This window comes from Streptomyces sp. NBC_01571 (assembly GCF_026339875.1).
In the GTDB taxonomy this organism is placed as follows: domain Bacteria; phylum Actinomycetota; class Actinomycetes; order Streptomycetales; family Streptomycetaceae; genus Streptomyces.
The window spans coordinates 3,567,169-3,592,355 of record NZ_JAPEPZ010000001.1 but is presented as its reverse complement, the minus strand read 5'-3'; the positions used below and the strand labels follow the sequence as shown (position 1 = coordinate 3,592,355).

General features: G+C 72.6%; 21 protein-coding genes. 10 read left to right on the top strand and 11 right to left on the bottom strand.

The window, feature by feature from the left end; all coding sequences use genetic code 11:
• Positions 1–158: 158 nt before the first annotated feature.
• A complete protein-coding gene (locus tag OHB41_RS16185) occupies positions 159–2,387 on the top strand; it encodes a bifunctional glycosyltransferase 87/phosphatase PAP2 family protein (RefSeq protein ID WP_266698899.1) in 2,229 nt (742 codons plus the stop codon).
• A gap of 167 nt (positions 2,388–2,554) precedes the next feature.
• Here the strand turns inward: OHB41_RS16185 and OHB41_RS16180 are convergent, their stop codons facing one another.
• Positions 2,555–3,790 carry a cytochrome P450 gene (locus OHB41_RS16180; protein WP_266698898.1) on the bottom strand — a complete coding sequence of 412 codons (1,236 nt, stop codon included), beginning with the start codon at positions 3,788–3,790 and terminating at the stop codon, positions 2,555–2,557.
• Positions 3,791–4,120: 330 nt separating this feature from the next.
• Between OHB41_RS16180 and OHB41_RS16175 the strand changes: the two genes are divergently transcribed.
• Positions 4,121–5,290 carry a steroid 3-ketoacyl-CoA thiolase gene (locus OHB41_RS16175; RefSeq protein ID WP_266698897.1) on the top strand — a complete coding sequence of 390 codons (1,170 nt, stop codon included), beginning with the start codon at positions 4,121–4,123 and terminating at the stop codon, positions 5,288–5,290.
• An 81-nt stretch (positions 5,291–5,371) separates the two neighbouring features.
• Here the strand turns inward: OHB41_RS16175 and OHB41_RS16170 are convergent, their stop codons facing one another.
• From OHB41_RS16170 to OHB41_RS16140, 7 genes are all read right to left on the bottom strand, one after another.
• On the bottom strand, positions 5,372–5,956 hold the full coding sequence (locus OHB41_RS16170) for a TerD family protein (protein WP_266698896.1): 585 nt from the start codon (positions 5,954–5,956) through the stop codon (positions 5,372–5,374).
• 479 nt (positions 5,957–6,435) lie between these two features.
• On the bottom strand, positions 6,436–6,849 hold the full coding sequence (locus OHB41_RS16165; protein WP_266698895.1) for an aggregation-promoting factor C-terminal-like domain-containing protein: 414 nt from the start codon (positions 6,847–6,849) through the stop codon (positions 6,436–6,438).
• Positions 6,850–7,225: 376 nt separating this feature from the next.
• Positions 7,226–8,074: an ECF transporter S component gene (locus tag OHB41_RS16160; protein ID WP_266698894.1), complete on the bottom strand. Its 849-nt coding sequence runs from the start codon at positions 8,072–8,074 to the stop codon at positions 7,226–7,228.
• Complete coding sequence (locus OHB41_RS16155; RefSeq protein ID WP_266698893.1) at positions 8,071–9,804, bottom strand: ABC transporter ATP-binding protein; 1,734 nt, start codon at positions 9,802–9,804, stop codon at positions 8,071–8,073. The genes OHB41_RS16160 and OHB41_RS16155 overlap by 4 nt, the downstream gene beginning before the upstream one ends.
• On the bottom strand, positions 9,801–11,003 hold the full coding sequence (locus OHB41_RS16150; protein WP_266705896.1) for an energy-coupling factor transporter transmembrane component T: 1,203 nt from the start codon (positions 11,001–11,003) through the stop codon (positions 9,801–9,803). The genes OHB41_RS16155 and OHB41_RS16150 overlap by 4 nt, the downstream gene beginning before the upstream one ends.
• Positions 11,004–11,153: 150 nt before the next feature.
• Entirely contained in the window at positions 11,154–11,819 is a 666-nt protein-coding gene (locus OHB41_RS16145; RefSeq protein WP_266698892.1) for an SCO2322 family protein, read from the bottom strand.
• Positions 11,816–13,078, bottom strand: coding sequence for an SCO2321 family membrane protein (locus OHB41_RS16140; RefSeq protein WP_266698891.1), 1,263 nt, complete (start codon positions 13,076–13,078; stop codon positions 11,816–11,818). The genes OHB41_RS16145 and OHB41_RS16140 overlap by 4 nt, the downstream gene beginning before the upstream one ends.
• A 334-nt stretch (positions 13,079–13,412) precedes the next feature.
• Here OHB41_RS16140 and OHB41_RS16135 point away from each other — a divergent pair, with 334 nt between their 5' ends.
• Together OHB41_RS16135 and OHB41_RS16130 are read left to right on the top strand one after the other, a co-directional pair.
• The gene (locus tag OHB41_RS16135) at positions 13,413–14,075 is read left to right on the top strand and encodes a phosphotransferase (RefSeq protein ID WP_266698890.1); all 663 of its coding nucleotides are present in this window, start codon (positions 13,413–13,415) and stop codon (positions 14,073–14,075) included.
• A gap of 296 nt (positions 14,076–14,371) precedes the next feature.
• Positions 14,372–16,549 (top strand): ATP-binding protein, encoded by a 2,178-nt coding sequence (locus OHB41_RS16130; protein ID WP_266698889.1) that lies wholly within the window; start codon positions 14,372–14,374, stop codon positions 16,547–16,549.
• A 31-nt stretch (positions 16,550–16,580) separates the two neighbouring features.
• Here the strand turns inward: OHB41_RS16130 and OHB41_RS16125 are convergent, their stop codons facing one another.
• The gene (locus OHB41_RS16125; RefSeq protein ID WP_266698888.1) at positions 16,581–17,618 is read right to left on the bottom strand and encodes a Strvi_7410 family MBL fold metallo-hydrolase; all 1,038 of its coding nucleotides are present in this window, start codon (positions 17,616–17,618) and stop codon (positions 16,581–16,583) included.
• Between the two features lie 190 nt (positions 17,619–17,808).
• On the opposite strand from OHB41_RS16125, the gene OHB41_RS16120 reads away from it, so the two are divergent.
• The gene (locus OHB41_RS16120) at positions 17,809–19,266 is read left to right on the top strand and encodes an aldehyde dehydrogenase (RefSeq protein ID WP_266698887.1); all 1,458 of its coding nucleotides are present in this window, start codon (positions 17,809–17,811) and stop codon (positions 19,264–19,266) included.
• 3 nt (positions 19,267–19,269) lie between these two features.
• Positions 19,270–19,503 (top strand): ferredoxin, encoded by a 234-nt coding sequence (locus OHB41_RS16115; protein WP_266698886.1) that lies wholly within the window; start codon positions 19,270–19,272, stop codon positions 19,501–19,503.
• Between the two features lie 302 nt (positions 19,504–19,805).
• Here the strand turns inward: OHB41_RS16115 and OHB41_RS16110 are convergent, their stop codons facing one another.
• Positions 19,806–20,438 carry a TetR family transcriptional regulator gene (locus OHB41_RS16110; RefSeq protein ID WP_266698885.1) on the bottom strand — a complete coding sequence of 211 codons (633 nt, stop codon included), beginning with the start codon at positions 20,436–20,438 and terminating at the stop codon, positions 19,806–19,808.
• A gap of 226 nt (positions 20,439–20,664) precedes the next feature.
• Here OHB41_RS16110 and OHB41_RS16105 point away from each other — a divergent pair, with 226 nt between their 5' ends.
• Genes OHB41_RS16105 through OHB41_RS16095 form a run of 3 tightly spaced genes read left to right on the top strand, consistent with a single transcriptional unit; the run spans position 20,665 to position 24,067 of the window.
• Positions 20,665–22,263, top strand: a complete 1,599-nt coding sequence (locus OHB41_RS16105; protein WP_266698884.1) for a glycosyltransferase family 4 protein — start codon at positions 20,665–20,667, stop codon at positions 22,261–22,263.
• The gene (locus OHB41_RS16100; RefSeq protein WP_266698883.1) at positions 22,257–23,003 is read left to right on the top strand and encodes a class I SAM-dependent methyltransferase; all 747 of its coding nucleotides are present in this window, start codon (positions 22,257–22,259) and stop codon (positions 23,001–23,003) included. The genes OHB41_RS16105 and OHB41_RS16100 overlap by 7 nt, the downstream gene beginning before the upstream one ends.
• Complete coding sequence (locus OHB41_RS16095) at positions 23,000–24,067, top strand: prenyltransferase/squalene oxidase repeat-containing protein (protein WP_266698882.1); 1,068 nt, start codon at positions 23,000–23,002, stop codon at positions 24,065–24,067. Before OHB41_RS16100 ends, OHB41_RS16095 begins: the two co-directional genes overlap by 4 nt.
• Before the next feature lie 91 nt (positions 24,068–24,158).
• Here OHB41_RS16095 and OHB41_RS16090 read toward each other — a convergent pair whose 3' ends face one another.
• On the bottom strand, positions 24,159–24,452 hold the full coding sequence (locus tag OHB41_RS16090; RefSeq protein WP_153290868.1) for a hypothetical protein: 294 nt from the start codon (positions 24,450–24,452) through the stop codon (positions 24,159–24,161).
• A 144-nt stretch (positions 24,453–24,596) separates the two neighbouring features.
• Here OHB41_RS16090 and OHB41_RS16085 point away from each other — a divergent pair, with 144 nt between their 5' ends.
• Positions 24,597–25,163: a hypothetical protein gene (locus OHB41_RS16085; RefSeq protein WP_266698881.1), complete on the top strand. Its 567-nt coding sequence runs from the start codon at positions 24,597–24,599 to the stop codon at positions 25,161–25,163.
• Positions 25,164–25,187 lie beyond the last annotated feature (24 nt).

The window sequence follows — 25,187 nt, the reverse complement described above, 5'->3', positions numbered from 1 at the left end:
TCCCGCACTATCGTCATCCGGACAAAAGGCGGGGGGACGTCAGGTGAAGAGGGGGTTGCCTGCGTCCTTCCACGGGGGCAGTGCGAGCCTCTTAGGGTCCGGACAGACACCGGCGCACGGGATACGTGGGACGAACGGGGCGGGAGGGCCGACGGGGCGTGGCGAATGTGGAGCACGGTGGGCGAGCGGGTGGTGCCTTCGGGGCGGGGGCGGGGGCGGGGGCGGCGGAATCGGCGAAGGCGCGGCTACGCACGATCCGTATCGGGCTGTGGCTGATCGCCGCGGTCCTCGCGGTGCGACAGGTCGCCGTCGTCCTGAGCACCCCCAAAGGGGAACGGCTGACCGACCTTGAGACCTGGGTCGGGCCCGAGGGCGTCCTTCATGTGAAGGGATCGCTGTACGACTCGACGCAGTTCACCGGAACACCTTTCGGCGGACTCGTCCTCAAGCCCCTCACCCGCGCCGCCGAACAGGGGCTCGGCTGGGGATGGACCTTCGGCAGCCTGTCGCTGGTCGTCGCGCTCGGCGTGGTCGCGGCGCGCGCCCTGCCGCAGCCCGTGAGCCGGCGCACCTCACTGCTCGCCGCACCCGTGGCCATCAGCCTGCTGATGCTGTCGCTGCCGGTGCGCAACGCCCTCTACCTCGGCCAGACCAGCATCATCCCGGTCCTGCTCGTCCTGCTGGCCTGCTTCACGGTCCGCGGGGAACGGGCGAGCGGCGTCCTGATCGGCCTCGCGGCGGCACTGCAGCCCACCGTGCTGCTCTTCGCCCCGCTGCTCTGGTTCACCGGGCGCCGCCGCGCCGCCGTGTCCGGCGCGCTGACCTTCGTCGCCTGCACCGCCCTCGCCTGGGCCGCGATGCCGCACGACTCCCACACGTACTGGGTGCACCACCTCGCGGGCGTCGGGCTCGGCCGGGACGCCGACGACCTCACCAACCAGTCGCTGCACGGCGCGCTGCTGCGCCTCGGCCTCAACGGCCCGCTGGAGATCGGCCTGTTCCTGCTGCTCGGCGCGGGAGTCGCGGTCCTGGGCCTGCGCCGTGCCGTGCGCTACGCCAAGGACGGGCAGCTGCTCCTGGCCGTGGCGATCACCGGCTGCGTCGCCGTCGCCGTCTCGCCCACCACCTGGCAGCACCAGTTGCTGTGGGTCCTGCTCGCGCTGGTCGGCCGGGTCGGCAGGAAGGCCTCGGACCGCGCCATGTGGCCCGTCGCCGTCGTCCTCGTCATGACCCTGCCCGCGAAGATGATGCTGCCGAACATGGCGGCGGTCTACCCGCTGCGCGACAACGTGGTGCTGCTCGCCGCGCTCGCCGCCGTCACGGTCGTGCCGTTCCTCTCCCGCACCTCGGAGTACTACCGGGCGCCGATCCCCACGGACTACGCGGAGCCCGTCCCCACCCGATGGAAGCGGGTGCCGCTGCTGCCCTTCCTCCGCCGCGTCCGCACCCGCCCGAACCTGCTGCTCGAACTGCTGCTGATCCGCGTCGGCTACTCCGCCTACCAGCAGGTCAGGCTGGCCGCGACGGGCGGCACCAACGCGGGCGGCCGGGCCACCGCCGAGCACCACGGCGACCAGATACTCTCCATCGAGCGGCTCCTGCACCTCGACATCGAGCACTGGGCCAACCACGCGGTGTTCAAGGTCGAGTGGCTGCGGGACTTCTTCGACTTCTACTACGAGTCGTTCCACTTCGTCGTCCCGCTCACCGTCCTCGCCCTGCTCTACACCCGCCGTCCCGGCGACTACCGCTGGGCGCGCTCGGCACTCGGCTTCGCCACGCTGCTCGCGCTCGTCGGCTTCTGGCTCTATCCGCTGGCCCCGCCGCGCCTGATGCCGGGGCTGGGCGTCATCGACACCGTGCACGGGGTGCAGGACTTCTCCAAGCCGGACTACGGCACGCTGACCGCGCTCACCAACCAGTACGCGGCGATGCCCTCGCTGCACTTCGGCTGGTCCCTGTGGTGCGGACTGGTGATCGCGATCCTGGCGCCCAAGTGGTGGATGAAGGCGCTCGGTCTGCTGCACCCGCTGTTCACCGTCTCGGCGATCGTGGCGACCGGCAACCACTGGGTGCTGGACGCGGTGGGCGGCGCGGCGGTCGTCGCCGCGGGCTTCGGCCTGACCTACCTCCTCCAGGGCCCGAGGCCGCGGCCGCTGACGCGGGCGGTGGAGGGCGGCGCGAAGGTGCCGGCCCAGGCGTCGGGCAGTCCGGTGGCCAGTCCGGGTGCCGGCCTCGCGGACAGCCCGGAAGGCGGTCCCGCGGGGAGTGCCGCAGGCAGCCGGCCAGGCCGTCAGGGGAGTGCCGCCGGCAGCCCGGAAGGCCGTCGCACGGACAGCCCGGCAGACAGCCCCGCGGACAGCCCGGCGGGTCGTACGGCGGGCTGATCCGGCGCTGGTCCGGCGCTGCTCCGGCGCCGATCTCCGGCGCGCGCGTAGCGGTCCCGGGCCCGGCCCTCGGGGGAGGCAGGGGCGGAGCGTAGGGGGCTGCCCCTGCCTCCCGCGGGACGGGCCGACGGACGCCGGGAGGCCGTCGGCCCGAGACGGTGCCGGGGTCAGCCGGCGTCGACCTGGAGCTCCTTGACGCCGTTGATCCACGCGGAGCGCAGCCGGCGCGGGTCGCCCACCAGGGCGAGGTCCGGCATCGCGTCGGCGATGGCGTGGAAGATGAGGTCGATCTCCAGGACGGCCAGGGACTTGCCGAGGCAGTAGTGGGGGCCTCCGCCGCCGAAGCCGAGGTGCGGGTTGGGATCACGCGTGATGTCGAACTCGTCGGGGTTCGCGAACACCTCGGGGTCGTGGTTGGCGGAGGCGTAGAAGAGGCCGACCCGGTCGCCCTTCCTGATCAGCTTGCCGCCGAGCTCGGTGTCCTGGGTCGCCGTGCGCTGGAAGGAGACCACCGGGGTCGCCCAGCGGACGATCTCCTCGGCGGTGGTCGCCGGACGGGTGCGCTTGTAGAGCTCCCACTGCTCGGGATGGGTGAGGAACGCGTGCATGCCGTGCGTGATGGCGTTGCGGGTGGTCTCGTTGCCGGCGACCGACAGCATCAGCACGAAGAAGCCGAACTCGTCGGAACCGAGGTTGCCCTCGTCCTCGGCGGCCACCAGCGTGCTGACGATGTCCTTCGCGGGGCACTGCTTTCGGTCCGCGGCCATGTTCATGGCGTACGAGATGAGTTCGGTGGCCGACTCGGCGCCGACCTCCTCGGTGATGGCGTACTCCGGGTCGTCGTACGCGATCATCCGGTTGGACCACTCGAAGATCTTGACCCGGTCGTCCTGCGGGATGCCGATCAGCTCGGCTATCGCCTGGAGGGGCAGTTCGCAGGCGACCTCGGTGACGAAGTCGAAGGGCCCGGAGCGGGCACGCGCGCCCTCGACGATCGTGTGGGCGCGGTCACGCAGCCGCTGCTCCAGCGCCCGGATGGCCCGGGGGGTGAAACCGCGCTGCACGATCTGGCGGACGCGGGTGTGCTCGGGCGGGTCCATGTTGAGCAGGATCAGCCGTTGGACCTCGATCGCGTCGCGCTCGATGCGGTCGTTGAAGCGGATGATCGCGGTGTTGAGGGACGAGGAGAAGAGCTCCGGGTGCGTGGAGACGTACCTGACGTCCGCGTGCCGGGTCACCGCCCAGTAGCCCTCGTCCTGGAAGCCGGCCAGGTTGGGCGGCTGGGGTATCCAGCGGACCGGTTCGGCCCGGCGCAGCTCGGCGAACTCCGGCAGGGGCACACGGTGGTGGAGCAGGTCGGGGTCGGTGAAGTCGAACCCGTCGGGCAGCGCTGGACAGGGCATCGGCAACTCCAGGTCTCACGCGTTCTGTTGTGGCGACGGTGTTCCGGCGGCCGTGCTCCGACGGCCGAGTCTCCGATGGCCTGACGACCCATCAGAAAAAGGGAATTGCCGTGAAGGTAATAACGGGTTCTACAAGTCGCAAGGGGTGCGGCACCCTCAATTGAGCGCGGAGACGGCCCGGATGGCGACTTCGGGGCCTGCACGCCCCTTGCGGCACGGGGGCTCCGCTCAGCAGACTGCACGGAGAACTAGTACACGTTCTAGTTCGGCGCGGTGGGTGGGCCGGGACGCCCCGCGCTGCGCGGGTCAGCGAGGAGAGGACCTAGCCCCATGGCCGCGGAACCCGTGATCGTCGAAGCCGTACGCACCCCCATCGGCAAGCGCGGCGGCGCGCTCGCCAATCTCCACCCCGCCTATCTCCTGGGCGAGACCTACCGTGAACTCCTCGGCCGCACCGGCATCCACGCCGACTGTGTCGAGCAGATCGTCGGCGGCACGGTGACGCACGCCGGGGAGCAGTCGATGAACCCCGCGCGCACGGCGTGGCTCACCATGGGCCTGCCCTACGAGACCGCCGCGACGACCGTCGACTGTCAGTGCGGCTCCTCGCAGCAGGCCTCGCACCTGACCGCCAACATGATCGCGGCGGGGGTGATCGACGTGGGCATCTCCTGCGGCGTCGAGGCGATGTCGAGGGTGCCGCTGGGCTCGGGGTCCAAGCACGGCCCGGGGAAGCCGTTCCCCGACGAGTGGAACGTGGACCTGCCCAACCAGTTCGAGGCGGCGGAGCGGATCGCCCGTCGCCGGGGGCTGACGCGCGAGAACGTCGACTCGCTCGGTCTCGTCTCGCAGGAGCGGGCGGCCGTGGCCTGGTCGGAGGAGCGCTTCAAGCGGGAGACGTTCGCCGTGCAGGTCCCCACGACGGAGGACGAACAGCGCGCCGGGCAGGGCATGTGGCGACTCGTCGACCGCGACGAGGGGCTTCGCGACACGTCGGCGGAGGCGCTGTCGCGCCTCAAGCCGGTGATGCCCACGGCCGTCCACACGGCGGGCAACTCGTCGCAGATCTCGGACGGAGCCGCCGCGATCATGTGGGCCTCGAAGCGGATGGCGCGGGCACTGAAGCTGCGGCCGCGGGCCCGGATCGTGGCCCAGGCGCTGGTCGGCGCCGACCCGCACTTCCACCTGGACGGACCCGTCGACGCGACACGGGCCGTACTCGGCAAGGCCGGCATGTCGCTCGGTGACATCGACCTGGTCGAGATCAACGAGGCCTTCGCCTCGGTGGTGTTGAGCTGGGCCCAGGTCTTCGAACAGGACCTGGAGAAGGTCAACGTGAACGGCGGCGCGATCGCCCTCGGGCATCCGGTGGGGGCCACGGGAGCGCGCCTGATCACGACGGCACTGCACGAACTGGAGCGCAGGGACAAGGAGTTCGCCCTCATCACCATGTGCGCGGGCGGGGCACTGGCGACCGGGACGATCATTCAGCGGCTGTAGCCGGGGCGCCCGGCGGCGTGCCGGGTGGGGGCTGACGTACGAGTCAGCCCCCATGTCCTGGACGTGTCCCTGCTCGTACCCCTACTTGTTCACCGCGAAGCGCATCAGGTCCCGCTCGTCACCCTGCTTGATCCGGCCCGTCTGGTTGATCACCTCCAGCTTCCAGACATTGCCGACCCTTATCGCCTTGGCCACCGCGCAGCCGTTGTCGTTGCTGAGCAGGCTCGGCCAGATGTCGGCGACCTGCTGGGTGGTGCCCCCGGTCGCGTCGTACACCTTGATGCTGATGTTCCGCGCCTTCTGGAAGGAACTGCTCTTCTTGAACGCGGCGGCGACGAACACGATCGACGTGACGTTGGCCGGCACCCGGGCGAACTCGACGGTCACCGTCTCGTCGTCGCCGTCGCCGCGGCCGGTCTGGTTGTCACCGCTGTGCACCAACGAGCCGTTGCCCAGCGGGTCCAGGGAGTCCAGGCCCGCCAGCCGCACCGGGTCCGGGCCCTGCATCGCGATCGCTATCAGGTCGAGGTCGGTGCCGGCCTGCCGGCGGAGCTTCCCCATCAGTCCGCCGCTCGATCCGGCGGTGGGGTCCCAGGACACCCCGATGGACAGATGGGTCACCCCGTCGAGGTCCGCCGGGCCGTCTTCCTTCGTGAGCGTGATCATGCGTGATCCTCCTGGTCATGGGACTGCTCCGACGAAGTCTGCCCGGAGCCCCGCGGGCGTCGGAAGCCGGGTGAGCCCAAGGAAGGCTCCCGTCCATGGAAGACGACCGCCGCGCACGCTCGGATGCCCCGCGAAACGAACCCGTGGCGCCGCCGACAGAAGTGCCGGCACCTGCGGGACGCAGGAGTGACGACACGCGCAGGACGCGGGAGGAACGGACCGGTTGGCGTGCGCGGCGGGGACTCGCCGGAGCGGCCTGCACGCTGCTCACCGCACTCGTGGGGGACCCGCCACCGGACCGGTGCGGTAGCGGCTGCGCCGGAGCGGCCCGCTCGCCTGGGCGCTCCCGGCTCCGAGCACGTTCGGAGGACGTACGGGCGTACCGCTGACGTACCGGACCCTCGCCCCTGGCCCATGACAGGCGAAGGCGGCGGCCCCGGGGATCGGGGGCCGCCGCCTTCACGTGCGGTGGGGGTCGCTCAGTACCAGTTGTGGGCCTGCCAGAAGCTCCAGGCGCCGACCGGGCTGCCGTAGCGGGAGTTCATGTAGTCCAGACCCCACTTGATCTGGGTGGCGGGGTTGGTCTTCCAGTCGGAGCCGGCGGACGACATCTTCGACGCGGGCAGGGCCTGGACCAGACCGTAGGCGCCGGACGCGGAGTTCGTCGCGCTGGGGTTCCAGCCGCTCTCGCGCTCGACGATCTTGCTGAAGGCGGTGAACTGCGCGGCGTCCGGGATCATCTCGTGCGCGATCGACTGGGCGGAGGAGGCCGAGGTGGTGGCGGCCTGGGCGGGAGCCGCGGCCAGAGCCATGCCGACGGTGGCGGTGGCCACGGCGGCAGTGGTGAGGACCTTCTTCGGAGAGGCGATGCGGCGGATGAAGGAGACGGACACTGAGAACCTGTTTCTTCGGGGACACGAACGTCGCGGTAGGCCGGAACCACGCGGTGCGTGGTGGCTGCGTACGCCGGTGCCGCGACCCGGGTGGGTTCGTCGGCGCCTCGCGACGGCTTCAGAGAAACAGGCTCGAGGCCCGTCCGCAATGACCCCCTTTTACTAGTGGTGGTCGCATCAGGGGAGAAAGTGCCTTATGTGATCTGGCTCTCAAACCCCAGGTCAGAGGGCACGAGGACGCGTCCATGACACTGGAAATCACTACTATCGCGCCTCGGATGTGACCAACGCCCTGTGGGCTGCTTCACTCTCCACCTCGCGCAGCGCGCACACGGATGTGCGGAGCGCGTCCGGCCGGTGTGACGGGCGCCGCAGCTCAGCGGGGGTCGAACGTGACCGGCGTCTCGAAGGCGGCCCGCCGCGTGGCCCGGCGCAGCGCCCTGAGGAGCGGCGCGCCCAGCGTGAGCGTCAGGACGACCGTCACCACGGCCCGGCCCAGGTCCCAGCCGAGCGAGGTGGCCACGCAGTACGCGAGAAAGCGGGCCAGGTTCGCGGGGACGCCTGCGTGCGGGTCGAAGGCGACGCTCGAGGCCAGCGCGCTCATGAAGGGCCAGCCCTCCAGGTTCATGACGGTGCCGTACGCGAAGGCGGCCAGGAACCCGTACACGGCGAGCAGGGACAGCTCGGCGCGCCCGCGCAGCCGGTCCGGTCCGGGCAGCAGCCCGGCGCCCATGGTGAACCAGCCCATGGCGAGCATCTGGAACGGCATCCACGGCCCCACCCCGCCGGTGAGCAGCGCGGACGAGAACATGGTCACGGACCCGAGCACGAACCCGAACCCCGGTCCGAGCACCCGTCCGCTCAGCACCATCAGGAAGAACATCGGCTCGATCCCGGCGGTCCCGGCCCCGATCGGCCGCAGGGCGGCGCCGGTCGCGGCCAGCACGCCGAGCATGGCCACCGCCTTCGGGCCGAGACCGGACTCGGAGATCGTCGCGGCCACGACCGCGACGAGCAGGACGAGCAGCCCCGCGAACAGCCAGGGGGCGTCCTGCGCGTGGGTGCCGACCTGGGAGGCGGGGTCCGCGAAGAGCGGCCAGCCGAATCCGGCGACGCCGATGACGCTCACCAGGCAGAGGGCGGCGAGGGAGCGGGGGCCGAGACGGACGGCACGGACCTGCGGCTGGTGCGGTGCGGTGCGCCGGGGGGCGCCGGGCGCGGTCATGCGAGCGCGTCCCTTGCGAGCGCGTCCCTGATCTGGGCGACCGTGAGCCATGGCTGCGGGGCCAGCACCTTGGTGACCTGCGGGGCGAAGGACGGGGACGCGACGACCACCTCGGCGGTCGGGCCGTCGGCGACGACCTCGCCGTCCGCGAGGACGACCACGCGGTGCGCGAGTTCGGCGGCGAGCTCCACGTCGTGGGTGGCCAGCACGATGGCGTGCCCCTCGGCGGCCAGCTCGCGCAGGATGGTGACCAGCCGGGCCTTCGCCGCGTAGTCGAGGCCCCGGGTCGGTTCGTCGAGGAGCAGCAGCGGGGGGCGGGCCGTCAGGACGACGGCCAGCGCCAGCGCCAGCCGCTGTCCCTCCGACAGGTCCCGGGGATGGGTGTCGTCGGTGATCGCGGGCAGCAGCGCGGAGACCAGCGCCCGGCAGGTACCGGCCTCGGCGCCCGCGTCGGCGTCGGCCGCGGCGCACTCGGCGGCGACCGTGTCGGCGTACAGCAGATCCCGTGGCTCCTGCGGTACGAGACCCACGCGCCGGATCAGGTCCCGGGGCGCCGTCCGGTGCGGGACCGCGCCCCCGACCCGGACCGAACCGGCGGCCGGTTCGACCAGTCCCACCAGTGTGCCGAGCAGGGTGGACTTGCCTGCTCCGTTGCGTCCCATCAGCGCGATGATCCCCCCGGGGGCGGCGGTCAGGTCCACGCGCCGGAGCGCGTCGACCTGACCGCGGCGCACGGCGAGGCCCTCGACGACGGCGGCGGGTGCGGGCGCCGCCGGGGAATCGGGGGTACGCCCGCGGAGGAGACGCGGACGCCGACGGACAGGCGGGAGGGACCGGGGACGCTGGGGCGGCCCGTCGGCGGGGGCACCCGGCGGGGGGAGAAGCCCCGGTGCCGACGGCGCCGCCGGCGTGAACTCCGCGAGCCGTTCGCGCAGCGCTCCCGCCCTGCGCCGCGCGTCGCGCACGGTGAGCGGGAGCGGGGACCAGCCGGCCAGCCGGCCCAGGTCCACCACCGGCGGGTACACCGGGGAGACGGCCATGATCTCGGCCGGGGTGCCGAGGAGCGGCGGGGTGCCGGGGGAGGGGAGGAGGGCGACGCGGTCGGCGTACTGGATGACGCGTTCGAGGCGGTGCTCGGCCAGCAGCACGGTCGTGCCGAGGTCGTGGACGAGGCGCTGCAGGACGGCGAGGACCTCCTCGGCGGCGGCCGGGTCCAGGGCGGACGTGGGCTCGTCGAGGACCAGGACCCGAGGGTGCGGGGTGAGGACCGAGCCGATGGCGACCCGCTGCTGCTGGCCGCCGGAGAGGGTGGCGATCGGCCGGTCACGCAGGTCCGCGAGGCCCAGCAGATCGAGGGTCTCCTCGACGCGGCGGCGCATCACCGCGGGTGCGAGGCCCAGCGACTCCATGCCGTAGGCGAGTTCGTCCTCGACCGTGTCCGTCACGAAATGGGACAGCGGGTCCTGGCCCACCGTGCCGACGACGTCGGCGAGTTCGCGCGGCTTGTGGGTACGGGTGTCCCGGCCGGCGACCGTGACACGGCCGCGCAGGGTGCCGCCCGTGAAGTGCGGGACGAGACCGCCGACCGCACCGAGAACGGTGGACTTGCCGACTCCGGAGGGCCCGGCGAGCAGCACCAGTTCTCCCTCGGGCACCTCGAAGTCCACGCCCTGGACGGTGGGTCCGGCCGCTCCGTCGTACGTCACGGAGACATCCTCGAAGCGGATCATGAGGGCTCCTCGGGGGCGGCGGGTTCCTGGGCGGCCGGACGTTTCCCGGGTGAGCGGGGCCGTCCGGGAACGGGGGCGACGAAGGCGGGCAGCAGACCGAGCAGCACGGCGGCCGCGGGCCACAGGGGAAGGGCCGGGGCCACCAGGGGGACGACACCGGTGCGCAGCGCGACGGGGTCGTACGCGGCGCTGACGATCAGTCCGGCGGCGACGGCGACGCCGGACCCGGCCACCAGCCACGCCCGCGCGCCCCACACGTCGGGGCGGTAGCGCGTGCGCGGGGAGCGGCGGCCGCCCAGCCACAGGCCGCCCAGCGCCGCGGCCAGCCCGGCGAGCAGCACGGGCAGTCCGTAACCGTCGCCCTCGGCGGTCAGCAGCCCGTACGTGCCCGCGCAGACGCCGACCAGCCCGCCCAGCGTCAGGACGGCGGTGGTGCGGCGGACGGCGGGCGCCACCTCGGCGGTCCGGCCGTAGCCGCGCGCGTCCATCGCCGCGGCGAGCGCGACCGAACGCTCCAGCGCGCCCTCCAGGACCGGGAGGGCGACCTGTAGCAGTCCGCGCAGGCCACGGTCGGGGCGGCCGCGCAGCCGGCGGGCGGCGCGCAGTCGTTGCGCGTCCGCGATCAGGTGCGGTGCGAAGGTCAGCGCGACGACGACCGCGACACCCGCCTCGTAGAGCGCGCCCGGCAGGGACTTCAGGAGCCGCGCCGGGTTCGCGAGGGCGTTCGCCGCGCCGACGCAGATGAGGAGCGTGGCCAGTTTCAGGCCGTCGTAGAGCGCGAAGACCAGGCCCTCGGCGGTGACCCGGCCGCCGATACGGATGCCCTGTGCCCAGTGCGGGAGGGGGACCTCGGGGAGCGTCACGAGGACGTGCGAGCCGGGGACGGGGGAGCCGAGGAGGACCGCGAAGGCGAGACGGATGCCGAGCACGGCCATACCGAGTCTGACGAACGCGCCGTACGAGCGGGACCAGGGGGCCGAGGTGCGGCGTGCCGCCACCACGTATCCGGCCGTGCCGACGAGGAGCGCGAGCAGCAGCGGGTTGGTGGTGCGGGAGGCGGCGGTGCCCAGGCCAAGGGCCCAGATCCACCAGGCTCCGGGGTGCAGGGCGTTGCCGCGGTGCGCCTGCGGCGCGCGGGTGCGACGTGGCCGCCGACGCCCGCCACGGCCGTCGTCCGGCACGGCGGGTGCGGCGCGCATGGCGGGCACGGCGGGCGCGGAGGAGCCGGACTCCGCCCGGGGGAGCCGGATCGGCCGGGCGCAGGCCGCGGCGGCGGTGACGGGTGCACCGGGTGTGTCCGGGTCGGTGCCCCGTTCCCCGTTGCCTGTCGTCATCCTGGTCACCCCGGCTCAGCCCCGGCGGCGGCGGGCCTGCCAGATCGCGGCCGCGCCGAGGAGGACCACCGCGGCGAGGCCCGCGAGCAGGCCCGCCGACGGGCCGTGGCGGGGTGCCCCGGACCGGGGGCGGGCGGAGGCCGTCGGCTCGTGCGGGGCCGAGACCTGCTCGCCGCAGCCGGTTCGCGGGTAGCCCGCGATGGCGCACAACAGGGCGTTGGTGTCGTAGCGGAGGGGCTTGGCCACCGAGGCCAGTGCGTCCGCCGCCGTCGCGTCGGAGGGGACGCGGGCGCAGGCCGTACGCGGTGCCGGCGGCGTCTCTCCGGAGGGAGCGTCGGCCGCCGTGCCGAAGTCGAGGACCAGGGCCACCCGTTTGGTGCCCGCCCGTGCCCCGGTGCCGGCGCAGACGGACGCGAAGTCGGCGTTCCCGCGCGGCTTCGAGGCGTCCTGCGAGTCCTCGCTCACCGCGAAGCGGAAACCCTCGACGTCCCCGTCGGACGGCCGCGCGGTCGACGGGCCCTGCGTCGCGTACGTCCAGGTGCTGCCGGTCCGGTCCCAGAAGGACCAGTAACGGTAGCCGACGGCCTGCGCCGGCCCGGCCGCGGTGAGGACGAGCAGCAGCGGGGCGAGGAGCAGGGGGACGAGGAGCAGGGCCGGAGCCGTCGTGCGGCGCCGGCTCACGGCTGCTGCTTCTTCGAGCGTCCGCTGATCAGGAAGCCGATGCCGATGCCGCCGACGAGACCGACACCGATGATCCACCAGACGTTGACGCCCTTGCCGTCGTCCTTCTTCTGGTCCTTCTGGTTGTTGTCGTTCGCGTCGGCGGAGGCCGCCGGGCCGGACGCCTGGGCGGCCGGACCCGTCGCGCCGAGCCGCTCGACGAGGTCGGTGCCGCCGAACGCGCGCGGGTCCGTGCCGGTCGCGTGGGCGGCGAGGATCAGCTGGGCGTAGGCGGCCGGACCGGATGCCGTCGCCCAGGGACCGGAGTTCTTCTCCAGCCAGGCGAGGGGCTTCTTCGTCTCCGCGATCCCGCCCTGGGCGGCCAGCGCGACGACCGCGTCCGCGGTGTTGCCGTAGTCGGGCCGGTCCTTGGCGCCGGGCATCGCCGACTTCAGGTACGGGGTGTCGTGCAGCAGGTGGGCGAGGTGGAAGGCGCCGTTGCCCGCGGCCTGCGCGGGGGTCAAGGTGTCCGCCTTCTCGCAGGTGTTGCCGTGCGGGAGGGCCTTCCCGGCCGTCGTCACGAGCCCCTTGCCGAGGGATCCCAGCACCGCCGCGGCCGTGGCGTCCGCGTTGGCGGCCAGCGCGCCCCGCTTGTCCGGCTGGTAGGCGAAGCCGCCCGCGTCGGCGCCCTTGCCGTCGCACGCGACCGACAGCTTCACCAGCGCGTCGTACGGCGACCTGCCCGTCCTGGACTTCACGTCCCCGGGCGTCCCGCCGGCCGCGGCCAGCGCCCCGACCACCACGGACGTGGAGTTCGCGTCGCTCGCCCCGCCCGCCGTGTAGCCCCAGCCGCCGTCCTTGTTCTGTACGGACTTCAGCCAGCCGACGGCCTTGCGCGTCCCGCCGTCGTGCCCGCCGAGCGCGGCGAGGGCCTGCACGGCCGCCGCGGTGCTGTTCGTGTCGACCATGGTCCTGGTGTCGCACGGGGCCGCCGCGTCGGCGCGGTACGCGGCGAACGCGCCGTTCGCGCACTGCTGTCCGGCCAGCCAGTCGACGGCCTTGGGCGCGGGCCGCTCGCCCACCGTGTGCTGGGCGAGCAGGGCGAGGGACTGCCGCCACACGCCGTCGTAGGTGGGGTCGGCGCTGCCGAAGAGGCCGGAGGGTATCGCCCGGGACGCGGTGGGGGACGGGGAGGAGCTGTCGGCCACGGCGGCCGGGACGAGGGCCGTACCGATCACGACGGTGGCTGCCAGTACCGCGGCGGTGCGGCGAACGATCATGACTCTCCCTGCGGGGCCGGGCAGCACCGGGCGCAGGCTGCCCCGAGCGGCTCCGGCTCCGTGTGCCTCGACGGTGCCGGCCACCGGCGGGCTGCCGATGGCACGAGTCGTTCACGTCCGCGGGCGTGGTGATCCGGCTCCGCCGGCCGGGCGGTTCACGGATCGGGGTCTCCCCGCTCGGACGGAGCCGAGGGCTCGGGGACAGGGTCGGCGCCGGATTTGAACCGGCTTCCTCCCGTACGGGCGTGATGACGACGCGCTCACTCTACCGGCCCGTAGGAATCGCCCCGGCGCCGCCTGTGGGGCGGGGCCCACGACCGGCTAGGTTCGGCTCATGCGGACGGGGAGACTGCTCGGCTCGGGGCGTTCGGCGGATGTCTACGAGATCGACGAGACGTGGGTGCTGCGGCGGAACCGGGAGGGCTGGGGCGACGCGACGGCCGAGGCCACGGTGATGGAACACGTACGCCGGCACGGCTATCCGGTACCGGGGATACGGGCCGCGACCCGCGGCGACCTGGTGATGGAACGGCTGACGGGGCCGACCATGCTGGAGGCGTTCGGAGCGGGGCTCTTCTCCGCAGAGGAGGCCGGGCTCACCCTGGCCCGGCTGCTGCGCAAGCTGCACGCCGTGCCCGCGCGGCTCTCCGCCGACCCCGCCGTCCGGGTGCTGCACCTGGACCTGCATCCCGACAACGTGATGCTGACCCCGGACGGTCCGAAGGTCATCGACTGGGCCGACGCCGAGGAGGGTCCGCCCGGCCTCGACTGGGGCATGTCCGCGGTGATCCTCGCGCAGGTCGCCGTCGGCGACGAGGCGCAGGCCGGGGTGGCCGGGGAGACACTGGCCGCGATGCTCGACGCGAACACGGACCAGGTGACGCGGGACGGTCTCACGGAGGCCGTGCGGCGGCGGGCCGCCAATCCGACGATGAGCCGACGTGAGGTGCGGCTCCTCGGCGACGCCGAGGACCTGGTCCGCACGCTCGCCCTCTAAGGGCTTTCCCGTGATCCCCGGTGGATCAGCGCGCGGCGTCGGATGCGGTGCATCGCAAGGCGGAGGGTCGTCCTCGTACTGGGTGTGTTCGGGCGATCCGACAACGCGGCGAGGTGCCGTGGCTGTCGTCGTGCGCCCGCCGGGGATCACGGGACAGCCCTTAGGAACCGCCCCGTTCGCGCGGAGTTGACCGTGTGGTGTCGGAAAGTGTCCGGAAGCGAGCCGATGTGGACGGCTTCTCGTCCGAGTCCGGCGACAGGGGCCGGGCACGGCCATGATCCGGTCAGACTGGTCGTGTGTCCGACAAGGCGGCCGGCGGGGTGACGGGCGGTGCTGTGGGTGGTGCCGGGGGCGGCGGGGCCCGAGGGCCGGCCGGCGGTTCGCGGGGCGGTGCGGAGGACGGGACGACCGGCGGCCGGTCCGGCGACCTGCCGACCGAGACGCGCGGCTTCGTCGGACGGCGCGAGGAACTCGCCCGGCTGGAGCAGGAGTTGGACCCAGCGGCGGGTGTCCACCGGCTCCTGAGCGTCGTCGGGGTCGGCGGGGTGGGCAAGACCCGGCTCGCGCTGCGGGCGGCGGCCCGCGTCCAGGACGCGTACCCCGACGGCGTCTGGCTGGTGGAACTCTCCCCGTTGCGCACCGCCGGCCTGGTCGGCCTCGCCGTCGTGGAGGCGCTGCGGCTCGCCGACCAGTCGACCGGCCCGGTCGCCGACGTGGTGGCCGACTGGGCTCGGGGCAAACGGCTGCTGCTGGCGCTCGACTCCTGCGAGCACGTCCTCGCCGACTGCGCAGCCCTCGTCGAGACCCTGCTGCCCGCCCTCCCCGGACTGCGGATCCTCGTCACCAGCCGGGAGCCGCTCGCACTGCCCGGCGAACTCGTCCTGCCGCTGGACCCGTTGCCGGTCGCCGACGACGCCGTGACCCTGTTCGCCGAGCGCGCGGCCGTCGCGGCCGGCGGCTTCGCCCTCGACGACACCAACCGGCCCACGGTGGAGTCCGTCTGCCGCCGCCTCGACGGGATCCCGCTCGCCCTCGAACTGGCCGCCGCCCGGCTGTGCGAACTCTCCCTCGCCCAGCTCCACGGCCACCTGGGCGAACGACTGCCCTCCCGGCTCGACCTGCTCAGCGCGCCGCCCGACGGCGGCCGAGAGCCGCGTCACCGGACCCTGCGCACGGCGATCGGCTGGAGTCACGAGCTCTGCGCGCCGCTGGAGCGGCTGCTGTGGGCCCGGCTCTCGGTGTTCGCGGACGGCTTCTGCGCGCGCACCGCCGAGGCGGTCTGCGTGGGCGGCCCGTTGCCCGCCGGACGGATCCCCGGACTGCTGGACCGGCTCGTCGAGCAGTCCATCGTGCAACGCCACCGCACCGACCCCGAGCGCTACCGACTCCTCGACACCGTACGCGAGTTCGGCGCCGACCGGCTGCGCGCCCTCGGCGAGGAGCACGCCCTGCGCCTGCGTCACCGCGACCACTTCCGGCGGCTGGCCCGCCAGGGCCGCGCCGAGTGGAACACCGGACGGCAGGTGGCCTGGTGCGAACGCACCCTCACCGAACACGCCAACCTCCGTGCCGCGATGGACTGTGCGCTCACCGACCCCGACAGCAGGATCGCCCTGGGCATGGCGGCGGACGTCGGGTTCCTGTGGCGGCACTGCGGCTATCCGCGCGACGCCCAGCACTGCCTGGACCTCGTGCTCGCCACCGACCCGGAGCCCGGACCCGACCGCACCCGCGCACTGTGGGCGCGGGGCGCGGTGGCCCTGCTGCAGGGCGATCTCGCGGTCGCGGCCCACTGGGCGGAACGCTGCACGGACGCGGCGGACGAGCAGACCGACCCGGTGGCCGTGGTGGCCGCCGCGTACCTCACGGGAGGTCAGCTGGCCCTGAGCGGCCGGCTGGCCGAGGCGGTCGACGTGCTGTCCGCCACGCCCCGGCTGCCGATCAGACCGGACGGGTTCGGGGCCGCCCAGCTCCAGGTCAGGGTGGCCCTCTCGTTCACCCACCTGCTGCGGGGCGAGTACGGGCGGGCCCGCGTCGTGGCCGAGGAGACGCGCGAGGCCGGCGCGGCGTGCGGGGAGTCCTGGGCGGCCGCCTTCGCCGACACGGTCCTCGCGCAGACCGACCTGGCCCGCGGCGAGGTCCGCGCGGCGGTCGGCAACGCCCGTACCGCGCCGGCTGGGCACGCCCTGCTGCACAACACCGTGGGCACGGCCATGGCGCTGGAGGTCCTGGCCGCCGCCGTCCTCGCGGCCGGCGACGGACCTCGCGCGGCCCGGCTCCTCGGTATCGGCGAGCGGGTCTGGGAACTCGCCGGCCGCGCGCAGATGAACTCACCCGACCTGCTCGCCAACCGCCGCTCCCACGAACACCGCATCCGCGCCGAGATCGGCGACACCGCGTACAAGAGGGCGTACGAAGAGGGCCGCGCCATGCCGTACGAGGAGGGGCTGGACTACGCGGCGGGGGACTGCTGACGCACGGCGGACGCGGGCCGCGCCGGGCGGCTCAGACCGCCACGTACGTCACCGGACCGCTTCCCGGGACGGCCTCCGCGCGGCCGAGTTTCACCAGACGGCGGACGTGGGCCTCGGCCTCCGAGACGGCGATGTTCCGGGAGGCGAAGGGGATCTGCTCCCAGGGCCGGTTCCACTCCATGCGTTCGGCGAGCTGCCAGGCGGTCAGGGGGGTCGCGAGGAGGGTGAGCAGACCGGTGAGGCGCTCCTCGTGGTGGGTGAGCAACTCCCTGACCCGGCCGGGGGCATCGGTGAAGGCGTGCTGATGGGCCGGCAGCACCTCGGCGGGGTCGAGGCGGCCCACGCGCTCCAGGGAATCGAGGTAGTCCCCGAGCGGATCGGCGACGGTGACGTCGTCCGGATCCTCGTACAGGCCGATGTGCGGGGTGATCCGCGGCAGCAGGTGGTCGCCGGAGAACAGGCGGCCGTGGCCCGGCAGTCCGGCGGGGTGCGCCTCCTCCAGGTGCAGGCAGACGTGGCCGGGTGTGTGGCCCGGGGTCCAGATCGCGCGCAGCCGGCGGCCGGCCAGGTCGAGCAGTTCGCCGGGGACGATCTCGCGGTCGGGGAGCGCGGGGGAGAACTGGGGCAGGCTGCCCGAGCGCCGGGCCGTGCGCGCCGCGCGCAGCAGCGCCACGTGCTCCTCGGGTGCGCCGCAGGCCTCGAGTTTGTCCGCCATGTAGGCGAACCAGCGCTCGGCCTTGTGCTCCCGGGTCCGCCGTACGATCTCGGTGTCCAGCGCGTGCATCGCGATCCATGCCCCGGACGCGTCCCGCACCTTGCCCGACAGGCCGTGGTGATCGGGGTGGTGGTGGGTGATGACCACGCCGTGCACCTCGGCGACCGGGATGCCGCAGGCGGCGAGGCCGGCGGTGAGGACGTCCCAGGAGGCCGGGTCGTCCCAGCCGGTGTCGATCAGTACGGGGCCCCGGTCGGTGTCGACGACGTGGACCAGCGTGGTGCCGAGAGGGTTGTCGGGGATGGGGACCCTGAGCGACCGTACGCCCCCGCCGTGATCGGTCACCTGTGTCATGGGCTCCCACCAATCGCCGTCGTGCCGTCACTATAACTAGAACGCATTCCAATGGGTGCCCGAACCAACCGTTGTGCCGTTGCCTCCGGCCCGTGGACTCCTCGGACCGGAGCTGGTATCAGTTCTCGTATCTGATGAAGCGTCAGAAGTCGGCAGTGTCGGAGAACGCCCCCCGGGGAGGCGGTCGGTCATGACCGAGCTCGTGGAACACGGACAGCTGTTCATAGGCGGGGAGTTGACGGATCCCCTGGGCACCGGTGTCATCGAGGTGATCTCGCCGCACACGGAGGAGGTCATCGGGCGCGTCCCGCACGCCTCGGCCGAGGACGTCGACCGGGCCGTCGCCGTCGCGCGGCGCGCCTTCGACGAAGGCCCCTGGCCCCGGATGAGCCCCGGCGAACGGATCGCGGTCGTCACCCGGATCAAGGACGCGATCGGCGCCCGTCACGAGGAGATCGCCCGCGTCATCTCCTCCGAGAACGGCTCCCCGTACTCCTGGAGCGTCCTCGCGCAGGCCCTCGGCGCGATGATGGTCTGGGACGCGGCCCTCACGGTGGCGCGCGGCTTCACGTACGAGGAGACGCGCGACGGAGTCCTCGGCAGGATCCTCGTCCGGCGGGAGCCGGTCGGGGTCGTCGCGGCCGTGGTGCCGTGGAACGTGCCGCAGTTCGTGGCGGCCGCCAAACTCGCGCCCGCGCTGCTGACCGGCTGCTCGGTCGTGCTGAAGCCGTCCCCCGAATCGCCGCTGGACGCCTATCTGTTGGGCGAGATCGCGCGGGAGGCAGGGCTGCCCGAGGGCGTCCTGTCGATCCTCCCGGCCGACCGCGAGGTGAGCGAGTACCTGGTCGGGCATCCCGGTGTCGACAAGGTCTCCTTCACCGGATCGGTGGCGGCCGGCAGGCGCGTGATGGAGGTCGCCTCGCGCAACCTCACCCGCGTGACGCTCGAACTGGGCGGCAAGTCGGCGGCGATCGTGCTGCCGGACGCGGACCTCGCCACGGCCGTCCCCGGGATCGTCCAGGCCGCCTGGATGAACAACGGGCAGGCCTGCGTCGCCCAGACCCGCATCCTCGTACCGCGTTCGCGCTACGACGAGTTCGCGGACGCCTTCGCCGCCGCGGCGAGCGCCCTGGTGGTCGGCGACCCGCTGGACCCGGCGACCCAGGTGGGCCCGCTGGTCGCCGAGCGGCAGCAGCGGCGCAACCTCGACTACATCCGCATCGGCCAGGAGGAGGGCGCCAAGATCCTCACCGGCGGAGGCCGCCCGCACGGCATCGACCGCGGCTGGTACGTCGAACCCACCCTCTTCGGCGACGTGGACAACTCCATGCGGATCGCCCGCGAGGAGATCTTCGGACCGGTGATCTGCCTGCTCCCCTACGGCGACGAGACCGAGGCCGTGAAGATCGCCAACGACTCCGACTACGGGCTGAGCGGCAGCGTCTGGACGGCGGACGTCGCGCACGGCGTCGACGTCGCCCGCCAGGTCCGTACCGGCACCTACTCCGTCAACACCTTCAGCCTCGACATGCTCGGCCCCTTCGGCGGCTACAAGAACTCCGGGCTGGGGCGGGAGTTCGGCCCCGAGGGCTACGGCGAGTTCCTTGAGCACAAGATGATCCACCTCCCCGCGGGCTGGGAGGCGTGAGGGATGGGCGACCGCTGGAACATCGAGGTGGACCGCTCCCTCTGCATCGGCTCCGCCCAGTGCGTCCACCTCGTCCCGGAGGCCTTCCGCCTCGACTCCGGCATGCAGTCCCACCCCGCCGAACCGGAGACCGACGCCAACGAGAGGCTCCTCGCGGCGGCGGAGGGCTGTCCGGTGGAGGCCATCATGATCACGCTGCTGGGCAGCGGGGAGCCGGTGTTCCCGCCCGAGGAGTGAGGCCGGGGCCCTCTGTCGGTACGGGCCCTCACCGGGAGATTTCGAAAAAAGTCTCACTATGGGAGGGTCCATCCGGCGATGGAGGTTCTATCCTGGTATTGGCCTACGAGACGAGTGAGGGAGCTCAACCGGAGTAGCCGACTTTGGCGGGAGGCAGCAACCTCCGCCGGGGCCGACGTCGACGGTCGAGCTGAGAGGCCGGACGGTAGCAGGCGGACCCGAAGGCGACCCCCAGTACCTGATCCGGACCATACCGGCGAAGGGAACCCGTCTCGTAGGTTCCTCACGTGCGCGGGCGCGCCTCAGCTCCGTTCGCCCGGATCCGTCAGATCGATGAGACGGCACACCGTCTCGATGTCGATCTTGACCTGGGCGATGGAGGCGCGGCCGGAGAGCCAGGTGATCAGCGCCGAGTGCCAGGTGTGCTCGATGACGCGGACCGCGGAGAGCTGGGCGGGGCTCGGGTCGTCCAGGCCCATGGCGTCCAGGATGATCGCCGTGGTCTGCCGGGACACCTGGTCCACCTCGGGGCTCACACTGCGGTCCGCGAAGGTCAGCGCGCGGACCATGGCGTCGGCGAGGTGCGGCTCGCGCTGCAGGGCACGGAAGGCGCGCATCAGCGTCTCGGCGACCCGCTCCGCCGCCGAGTCGCCGGCCGGCGGCTTCTTGCGCAGGGTGCCGTGCATGTGGTCCAGCTGGTCCTGCATCGTGGCCACCAGCAGATGGATCTTGGAGGGGAAGTAGCGGTAGAGCGTGCCCAGGGCGACCTGCGACGACTCCGCGACCTCGCGCATCTGCACCGCGTCGAAGCCGCCCCGGCCGGCCAGCTGCGCGCTCGCGTGCAGGATCCGCCGGCGGCGTGCTTCCTGCCGCTCGGTGAGCGGGGGAGAGGCGAACTGCGCGGACTTGGCTTCCACCTTGACTTCCGCAGGCATGGGTCCCGTTCCGTGGGTTCAGCTGGAGGAGCGACCAGACAGCATGGCAGAACACATCCGCGGGCCGGAACGCCTCCGTCGTGGCGCGGATCACCTGATCCACTTCTCCCAGAGGCCCTACCTGCCGGTAGATTCAGTGCTCCTCGAACGATCAAGTCTGAAACTTGTTCTAGATTAGCGTCCCGGCGTAATCTCGCGGGAATGTGCAGGGAGAAGGGGGCCGTAAGTGACCGCTGAGGCCATGGAGGCGGGCCCCGGGGCGGGCGCGGCCATCGACGGCGACGGACCGTTGCGCATCGCGCTCCTGACGTACAAGGGAAACCCGTTCTGCGGCGGTCAGGGCGTGTACGTACGACACCTCTCGCGCGAACTCGCCCGCCTGGGCCACCGGGTCGAGGTCATCGGCTCCCAGCCCTACCCCGTCCTGGACGAGGGCCTCCCCGGCCTGAGCCTCACCGAACTGCCCAGCCTCGACCTCTACCGCCAGCCGGACCCCTTCCGGACCCCTGCGCGCGAGGAGTTCCGCGACTGGATCGACGCCGTCGAGGTCGGGACCATGTGGACCGGGGGCTTCCCCGAGCCGCTGACCTTCTCGCTGCGCGCCCGCCGCCATCTGCGGGCCCGGCAGGGCGCGTTCGACGTCGTGCACGACAACCAGACCCTCGGCTACGGCCTGCTGGGAGACGTGGGCGCGCCGCTGGTCACCACGATCCACCACCCCATCACCGTCGACCGCCGACTGGAGTTGGACGCCGCCGAGGGGCGCCGCCGCCGCGCGTCCGTGCGCCGCTGGTACGCCTTCACGCGGATGCAGAAGCGCGTCGCGCGCCGTCTGCCGTCCGTGCTCACCGTCTCCGGCACCTCGCGCCAGGAGATCGTCGACCATCTGGGCGTCACCCAGGACCGCATCCACGTCGTGCACATCGGCGCCGACACCGACCTCTTCTCGCCCGACCCCGCCGTGCCGCAGGTGCCGGGCCGGATCGTCACCACGTCCAGCGCGGACGTGCCGCTCAAGGGACTCGTCCACCTCGTCGAGGCGCTCGCCAAGGTGCGCACCGAGCGCCCCGGCGCACACCTCGTCGTCGTCGGCAAGCGCGCCGAGGACGGGCCGGTCGCCCAGGCCATCGAGCGGTACGGCCTGGAGCGCGCCGTCGAGTTCGTCAAGGGCATCTCGGACGCGGAACTCGTCGACCTCGTACGGTCCGCCGAAGTCGCCTGTGTGCCCTCCCTGTACGAGGGATTCTCGCTGCCCGCCGCGGAGGCCATGGCCACCGGTACGCCGCTGGTGGCCACCACCGGCGGAGCGATCCCGGAGGTCGCGGGCCCCGACGGCGAGACCTGTCTGGCGGTGCCTCCCGGCGACGCGGGCGCACTGGCCGCGGGGCTGAGCCGGCTCCTGGGCGACCCGGAACTGCGCGCGAGGCTCGGCTCCGCCGGACGCGCGCGGGTCCTGGAACGCTTCACCTGGGCGCGCGCCGCCCAGGGCACGGTCGCCCACTACCGCGAGGCCATCGCCCGCGCCGCGGCTCCCGCCCCCCGCCGCTCCGTGCCGGGCCCCGCGTCCTCCGGGTCCGCGGTGCCCGGCGACGCGGCGTCTGCTGCCGCCGCCCCCTCGGCGTTCGTGTCCGCGGCCTCCGGCCACGCCGCGTCCGCTGCGGTCGGTTCCTCGGCGGCCTCCGGCCAGGCCGCGTCCCCGGCCCCGGGCCTCGCCGCGTCCCCGGCCCCCGGCCCCTCCGTGACTCCCGGTGCCGCCCCCGCAGGCGTCGCCGAAGAAGCAGCCGAAGTTGTCGTACCCAACCGCGAAAGCAGGGCCACGTGCTGACCGTCGACTTCTCCCGGTTCCCGCTCGCCCCGGGCGACCGCGTACTGGACCTCGGCTGCGGTGCCGGCCGGCACGCGTTCGAGTGCTACCGGCGCGGTGCCCGGGTCGTCGCGCTGGACCAGAACGGCGAGGAGATCCGCGAGGTCGCCAAGTGGTTCGCCGCGATGAAGGAGGCGGGCGAGGCACCGGAGGGCGCGACCGCTACCGCGATGGAGGGCGACGCGCTCCAACTCCCCTTTCCCGACGAGTCGTTCGACGTCGTGATCATCTCCGAGGTGATGGAGCACATCCCCGACGACAAGGGCGTCCTCGCCGAGATGGTCCGGGTGCTCAGGCCCGGCGGCCGGATCGCGATCACCGTCCCGCGCTACGGGCCCGAGAAGGTCTGCTGGGCGCTGTCGGACGCGTACCACGAGGTCGAGGGCGGCCACATCCGCATCTACAGGGCGGACGAACTGCTGGGCAGGATGAAGGAGGCCGGGCTCAAGCCGTACGGCACCCACCACGCCCACGCCCTGCACAGCCCCTACTGGTGGCTGAAGTGCGCGTTCGGCGTCGACAACGACAAGGCGCTGCCCGTGCGGGCCTACCACAAGCTGCTGGTCTGGGACATCATGAAGAAACCCCTGGCCACCCGGGTCGCGGAGAACGCGCTGAACCCGCTGATCGGCAAGAGCTTCGTGGCGTACGCGACCAAGCCGCACCTGCCCGCCGACGCCGCCACGGTGGACGCTTCGTGACCACACCCCGCACGGAGCACCTCGTCCTGCCCGGGGTGCTCACCGCCGAGGAGGCCGCCGTCACGGTGCGCGCGATCCTCGGGGCGCAGCGTCCGGACGGCGCCATACCGTGGTTCCGCGGTCACCACCTCGATCCGTGGGACCACACCGAGGCGGCCATGGCGCTGGACGCCGCGGGCGAGCACGAGGCGGCCGAGCGGGCCTACGCGTGGCTGGCCCGGCATCAGAACCCGGACGGGTCCTGGTACGCGGCGTACGCCGACGGGGACTTCGCGGACGTCACGGACCGCGGCCGGGAGACCAACTTCTGCGCGTACATCGCGGTGGGCGTCTGGCACCACTACCTGGCCACCGGCGACGACACCTTCCTGGACCGGATGTGGCCCTCGGTCTACGCGGCCGTGGAGTTCGTACTGGGACTCCAGCAGCCCGGCGGACAGATCGGCTGGAAGCGCGAGGACGACGGGACGGCCACCGACGAGGCGCTGCTGACCGGGAGTTCGTCGATCCACCACGCGCTGCGCTGTGCGCTCGCCATCGCCGAACAGCGCGAAGAGCCGCAGCCCGACTGGGAGTTGGCGCTCGGCCTGCTGCGGCACGCGATCCGCCGGCACCCCGAGCGGTTCCTCGACAAGGACCGCTACTCGATGGACTGGTACTACCCGGTGCTCGGCGGCGCGTTGACCGGCGTCGAGGCCAAGTCCCGGATAGCGGAGGGCTGGGAGCGTTTCGTCGTGCCCGGCCTCGGGGTGCGCTGTGTCGTGCCGAACCCGTGGGTGACCGGCGGTGAGTCGGCCGAACTCGCCCTGGCGCTGTGGGCCGTGGGCGAGTCCGACCGTGCTCTGGAGATTCTCCAGTCCATCCAGCACCTGCGTGATCCGAAGACCGGCCTTTACTGGACGGGCTATGTCTTCGACGCCCGGGCGATCTGGCCCGAGGAGCTGACCACCTGGACGGCGGGTTCCCTCCTCCTCGCCGTCGCCGCGCTGGGCGGCGACGAGCCGACCTGCGCCGTCTTCGGCGGCGAACGCCTGCCGCGGGGACTCGACGCGGAGTGCTGTTAGGCCGTGTCCGCCCCGGTCGGCCGGACCGGTGGAAAAGGTCCGGCCGACCGGGGCGGACACGGCCGACGAGCCGTGGTGCCGCCGGACTGGCTCAGTGGCGGTGCATGCGGTTGGCGATGGCGTGGCCGATGAAGAGGTAGACGACGGCGGCGAGACCGTAGCCCGCGACGACGCGCGCCCATGCCTCGTCGAAGGTGAACAGGTCACGGGACCAGCCCGCGAGCCAGCTCGCCAGGTTGTGGACGAACTGGACCAGGTCGTTGGCCCGATTTGCGTCCAGCAGATACATGAGGATCCACAGGCCCAGGATGAGGGCCATCACGTCGGCGACGATCGCTATGACCGTGCCCGCCTGGTTGGAGCCGTTGCGATATCGAGGGGACATGCCGTCCGGGTTGCCGCGTATTCAGGGTTGAAACCCGTACGGGTTTCGCCCAAGTGGCGTAATGCACGGAGCCGGGTGAGGCTGCTGTAAGAGCCGTGTTCTTCCCGCATCCGGGGAGGACCGTTCCCCACCCCGGAGGACCCCGTGCCTGTATCGATACGGCGCCTCATCGTGGCGCTCACTCTTTCCTGTGCTCTGGTCGCCGGTGCCACCGCCTGTTCCAGCGGCGGCAGCAGTGCCATCAAGGACACCGCGGCCGTCGCGGCGGCGGCGACACCGTCCCCGAGCACCACCGCCGAGAAGCAGAAGCTCTCGAAGACCCGCTTCGTGGCCAACGCGAGCCTCGCGGCCGGAGCCACCTACCAGTGGATCGTGAAGCCCTGGAAGGCCGGAAAGTTCAAGAAGGGCGCGAAGGGACGCAAGTTCGCCCTCATCAAGGCGGGCGTGGCGGGCGCCTTCGCGTACAACAGGCTCAAGGCGGCGAGCAGGAACGCCAAGGGCGACCCGACCCTGTCCAAGGCGATCGCCCCGCTGACCGCGGGTATCGAGGCACTGAAGACCCTGCCCGCCAAGCTCCGCAAGGGCAAGTCGACGGACTCCACCGTGGGTTCCTTCGACGACATCATCAACCAGGTGAAGGACGCCGGGAAGAGCGCGGGTGCCAACGTCACCGACAAGGTGCCGTCGGGCTCCCAGCTGACCCACGGCTGAGAACCCCTTCCGCCCTGTCGCGAC

Bases quoted from the DNA above. Each gene is read 5' to 3' on its own strand.
- OHB41_RS16180 (WP_266698898.1), bottom strand. From the start codon at position 3,790: ATGCCCTGTCCAGCGCTGCCCGACGGGTTCGACTTCACCGACCCCGAC.
- OHB41_RS16175 (WP_266698897.1), top strand. From the start codon at position 4,121: ATGGCCGCGGAACCCGTGATCGTCGAAGCCGTACGCACCCCCATCGGC.
- OHB41_RS16170 (WP_266698896.1), bottom strand. From the start codon at position 5,956: ATGATCACGCTCACGAAGGAAGACGGCCCGGCGGACCTCGACGGGGTG.
- OHB41_RS16160 (WP_266698894.1), bottom strand. From the start codon at position 8,074: ATGACCGCGCCCGGCGCCCCCCGGCGCACCGCACCGCACCAGCCGCAG.
- OHB41_RS16155 (WP_266698893.1), bottom strand. From the start codon at position 9,804: ATGATCCGCTTCGAGGATGTCTCCGTGACGTACGACGGAGCGGCCGGA.
- OHB41_RS16150 (WP_266705896.1), bottom strand. From the start codon at position 11,003: ATGCGCGCCGCACCCGCCGTGCCGGACGACGGCCGTGGCGGGCGTCGG.
- OHB41_RS16140 (WP_266698891.1), bottom strand. From the start codon at position 13,078: ATGATCGTTCGCCGCACCGCCGCGGTACTGGCAGCCACCGTCGTGATC.
- OHB41_RS16135 (WP_266698890.1), top strand. From the start codon at position 13,413: ATGCGGACGGGGAGACTGCTCGGCTCGGGGCGTTCGGCGGATGTCTAC.
- OHB41_RS16125 (WP_266698888.1), bottom strand. From the start codon at position 17,618: ATGACACAGGTGACCGATCACGGCGGGGGCGTACGGTCGCTCAGGGTC.
- OHB41_RS16120 (WP_266698887.1), top strand. From the start codon at position 17,809: ATGACCGAGCTCGTGGAACACGGACAGCTGTTCATAGGCGGGGAGTTG.
- OHB41_RS16115 (WP_266698886.1), top strand. From the start codon at position 19,270: ATGGGCGACCGCTGGAACATCGAGGTGGACCGCTCCCTCTGCATCGGC.
- OHB41_RS16110 (WP_266698885.1), bottom strand. From the start codon at position 20,438: ATGCCTGCGGAAGTCAAGGTGGAAGCCAAGTCCGCGCAGTTCGCCTCT.
- OHB41_RS16090 (WP_153290868.1), bottom strand. From the start codon at position 24,452: ATGTCCCCTCGATATCGCAACGGCTCCAACCAGGCGGGCACGGTCATA.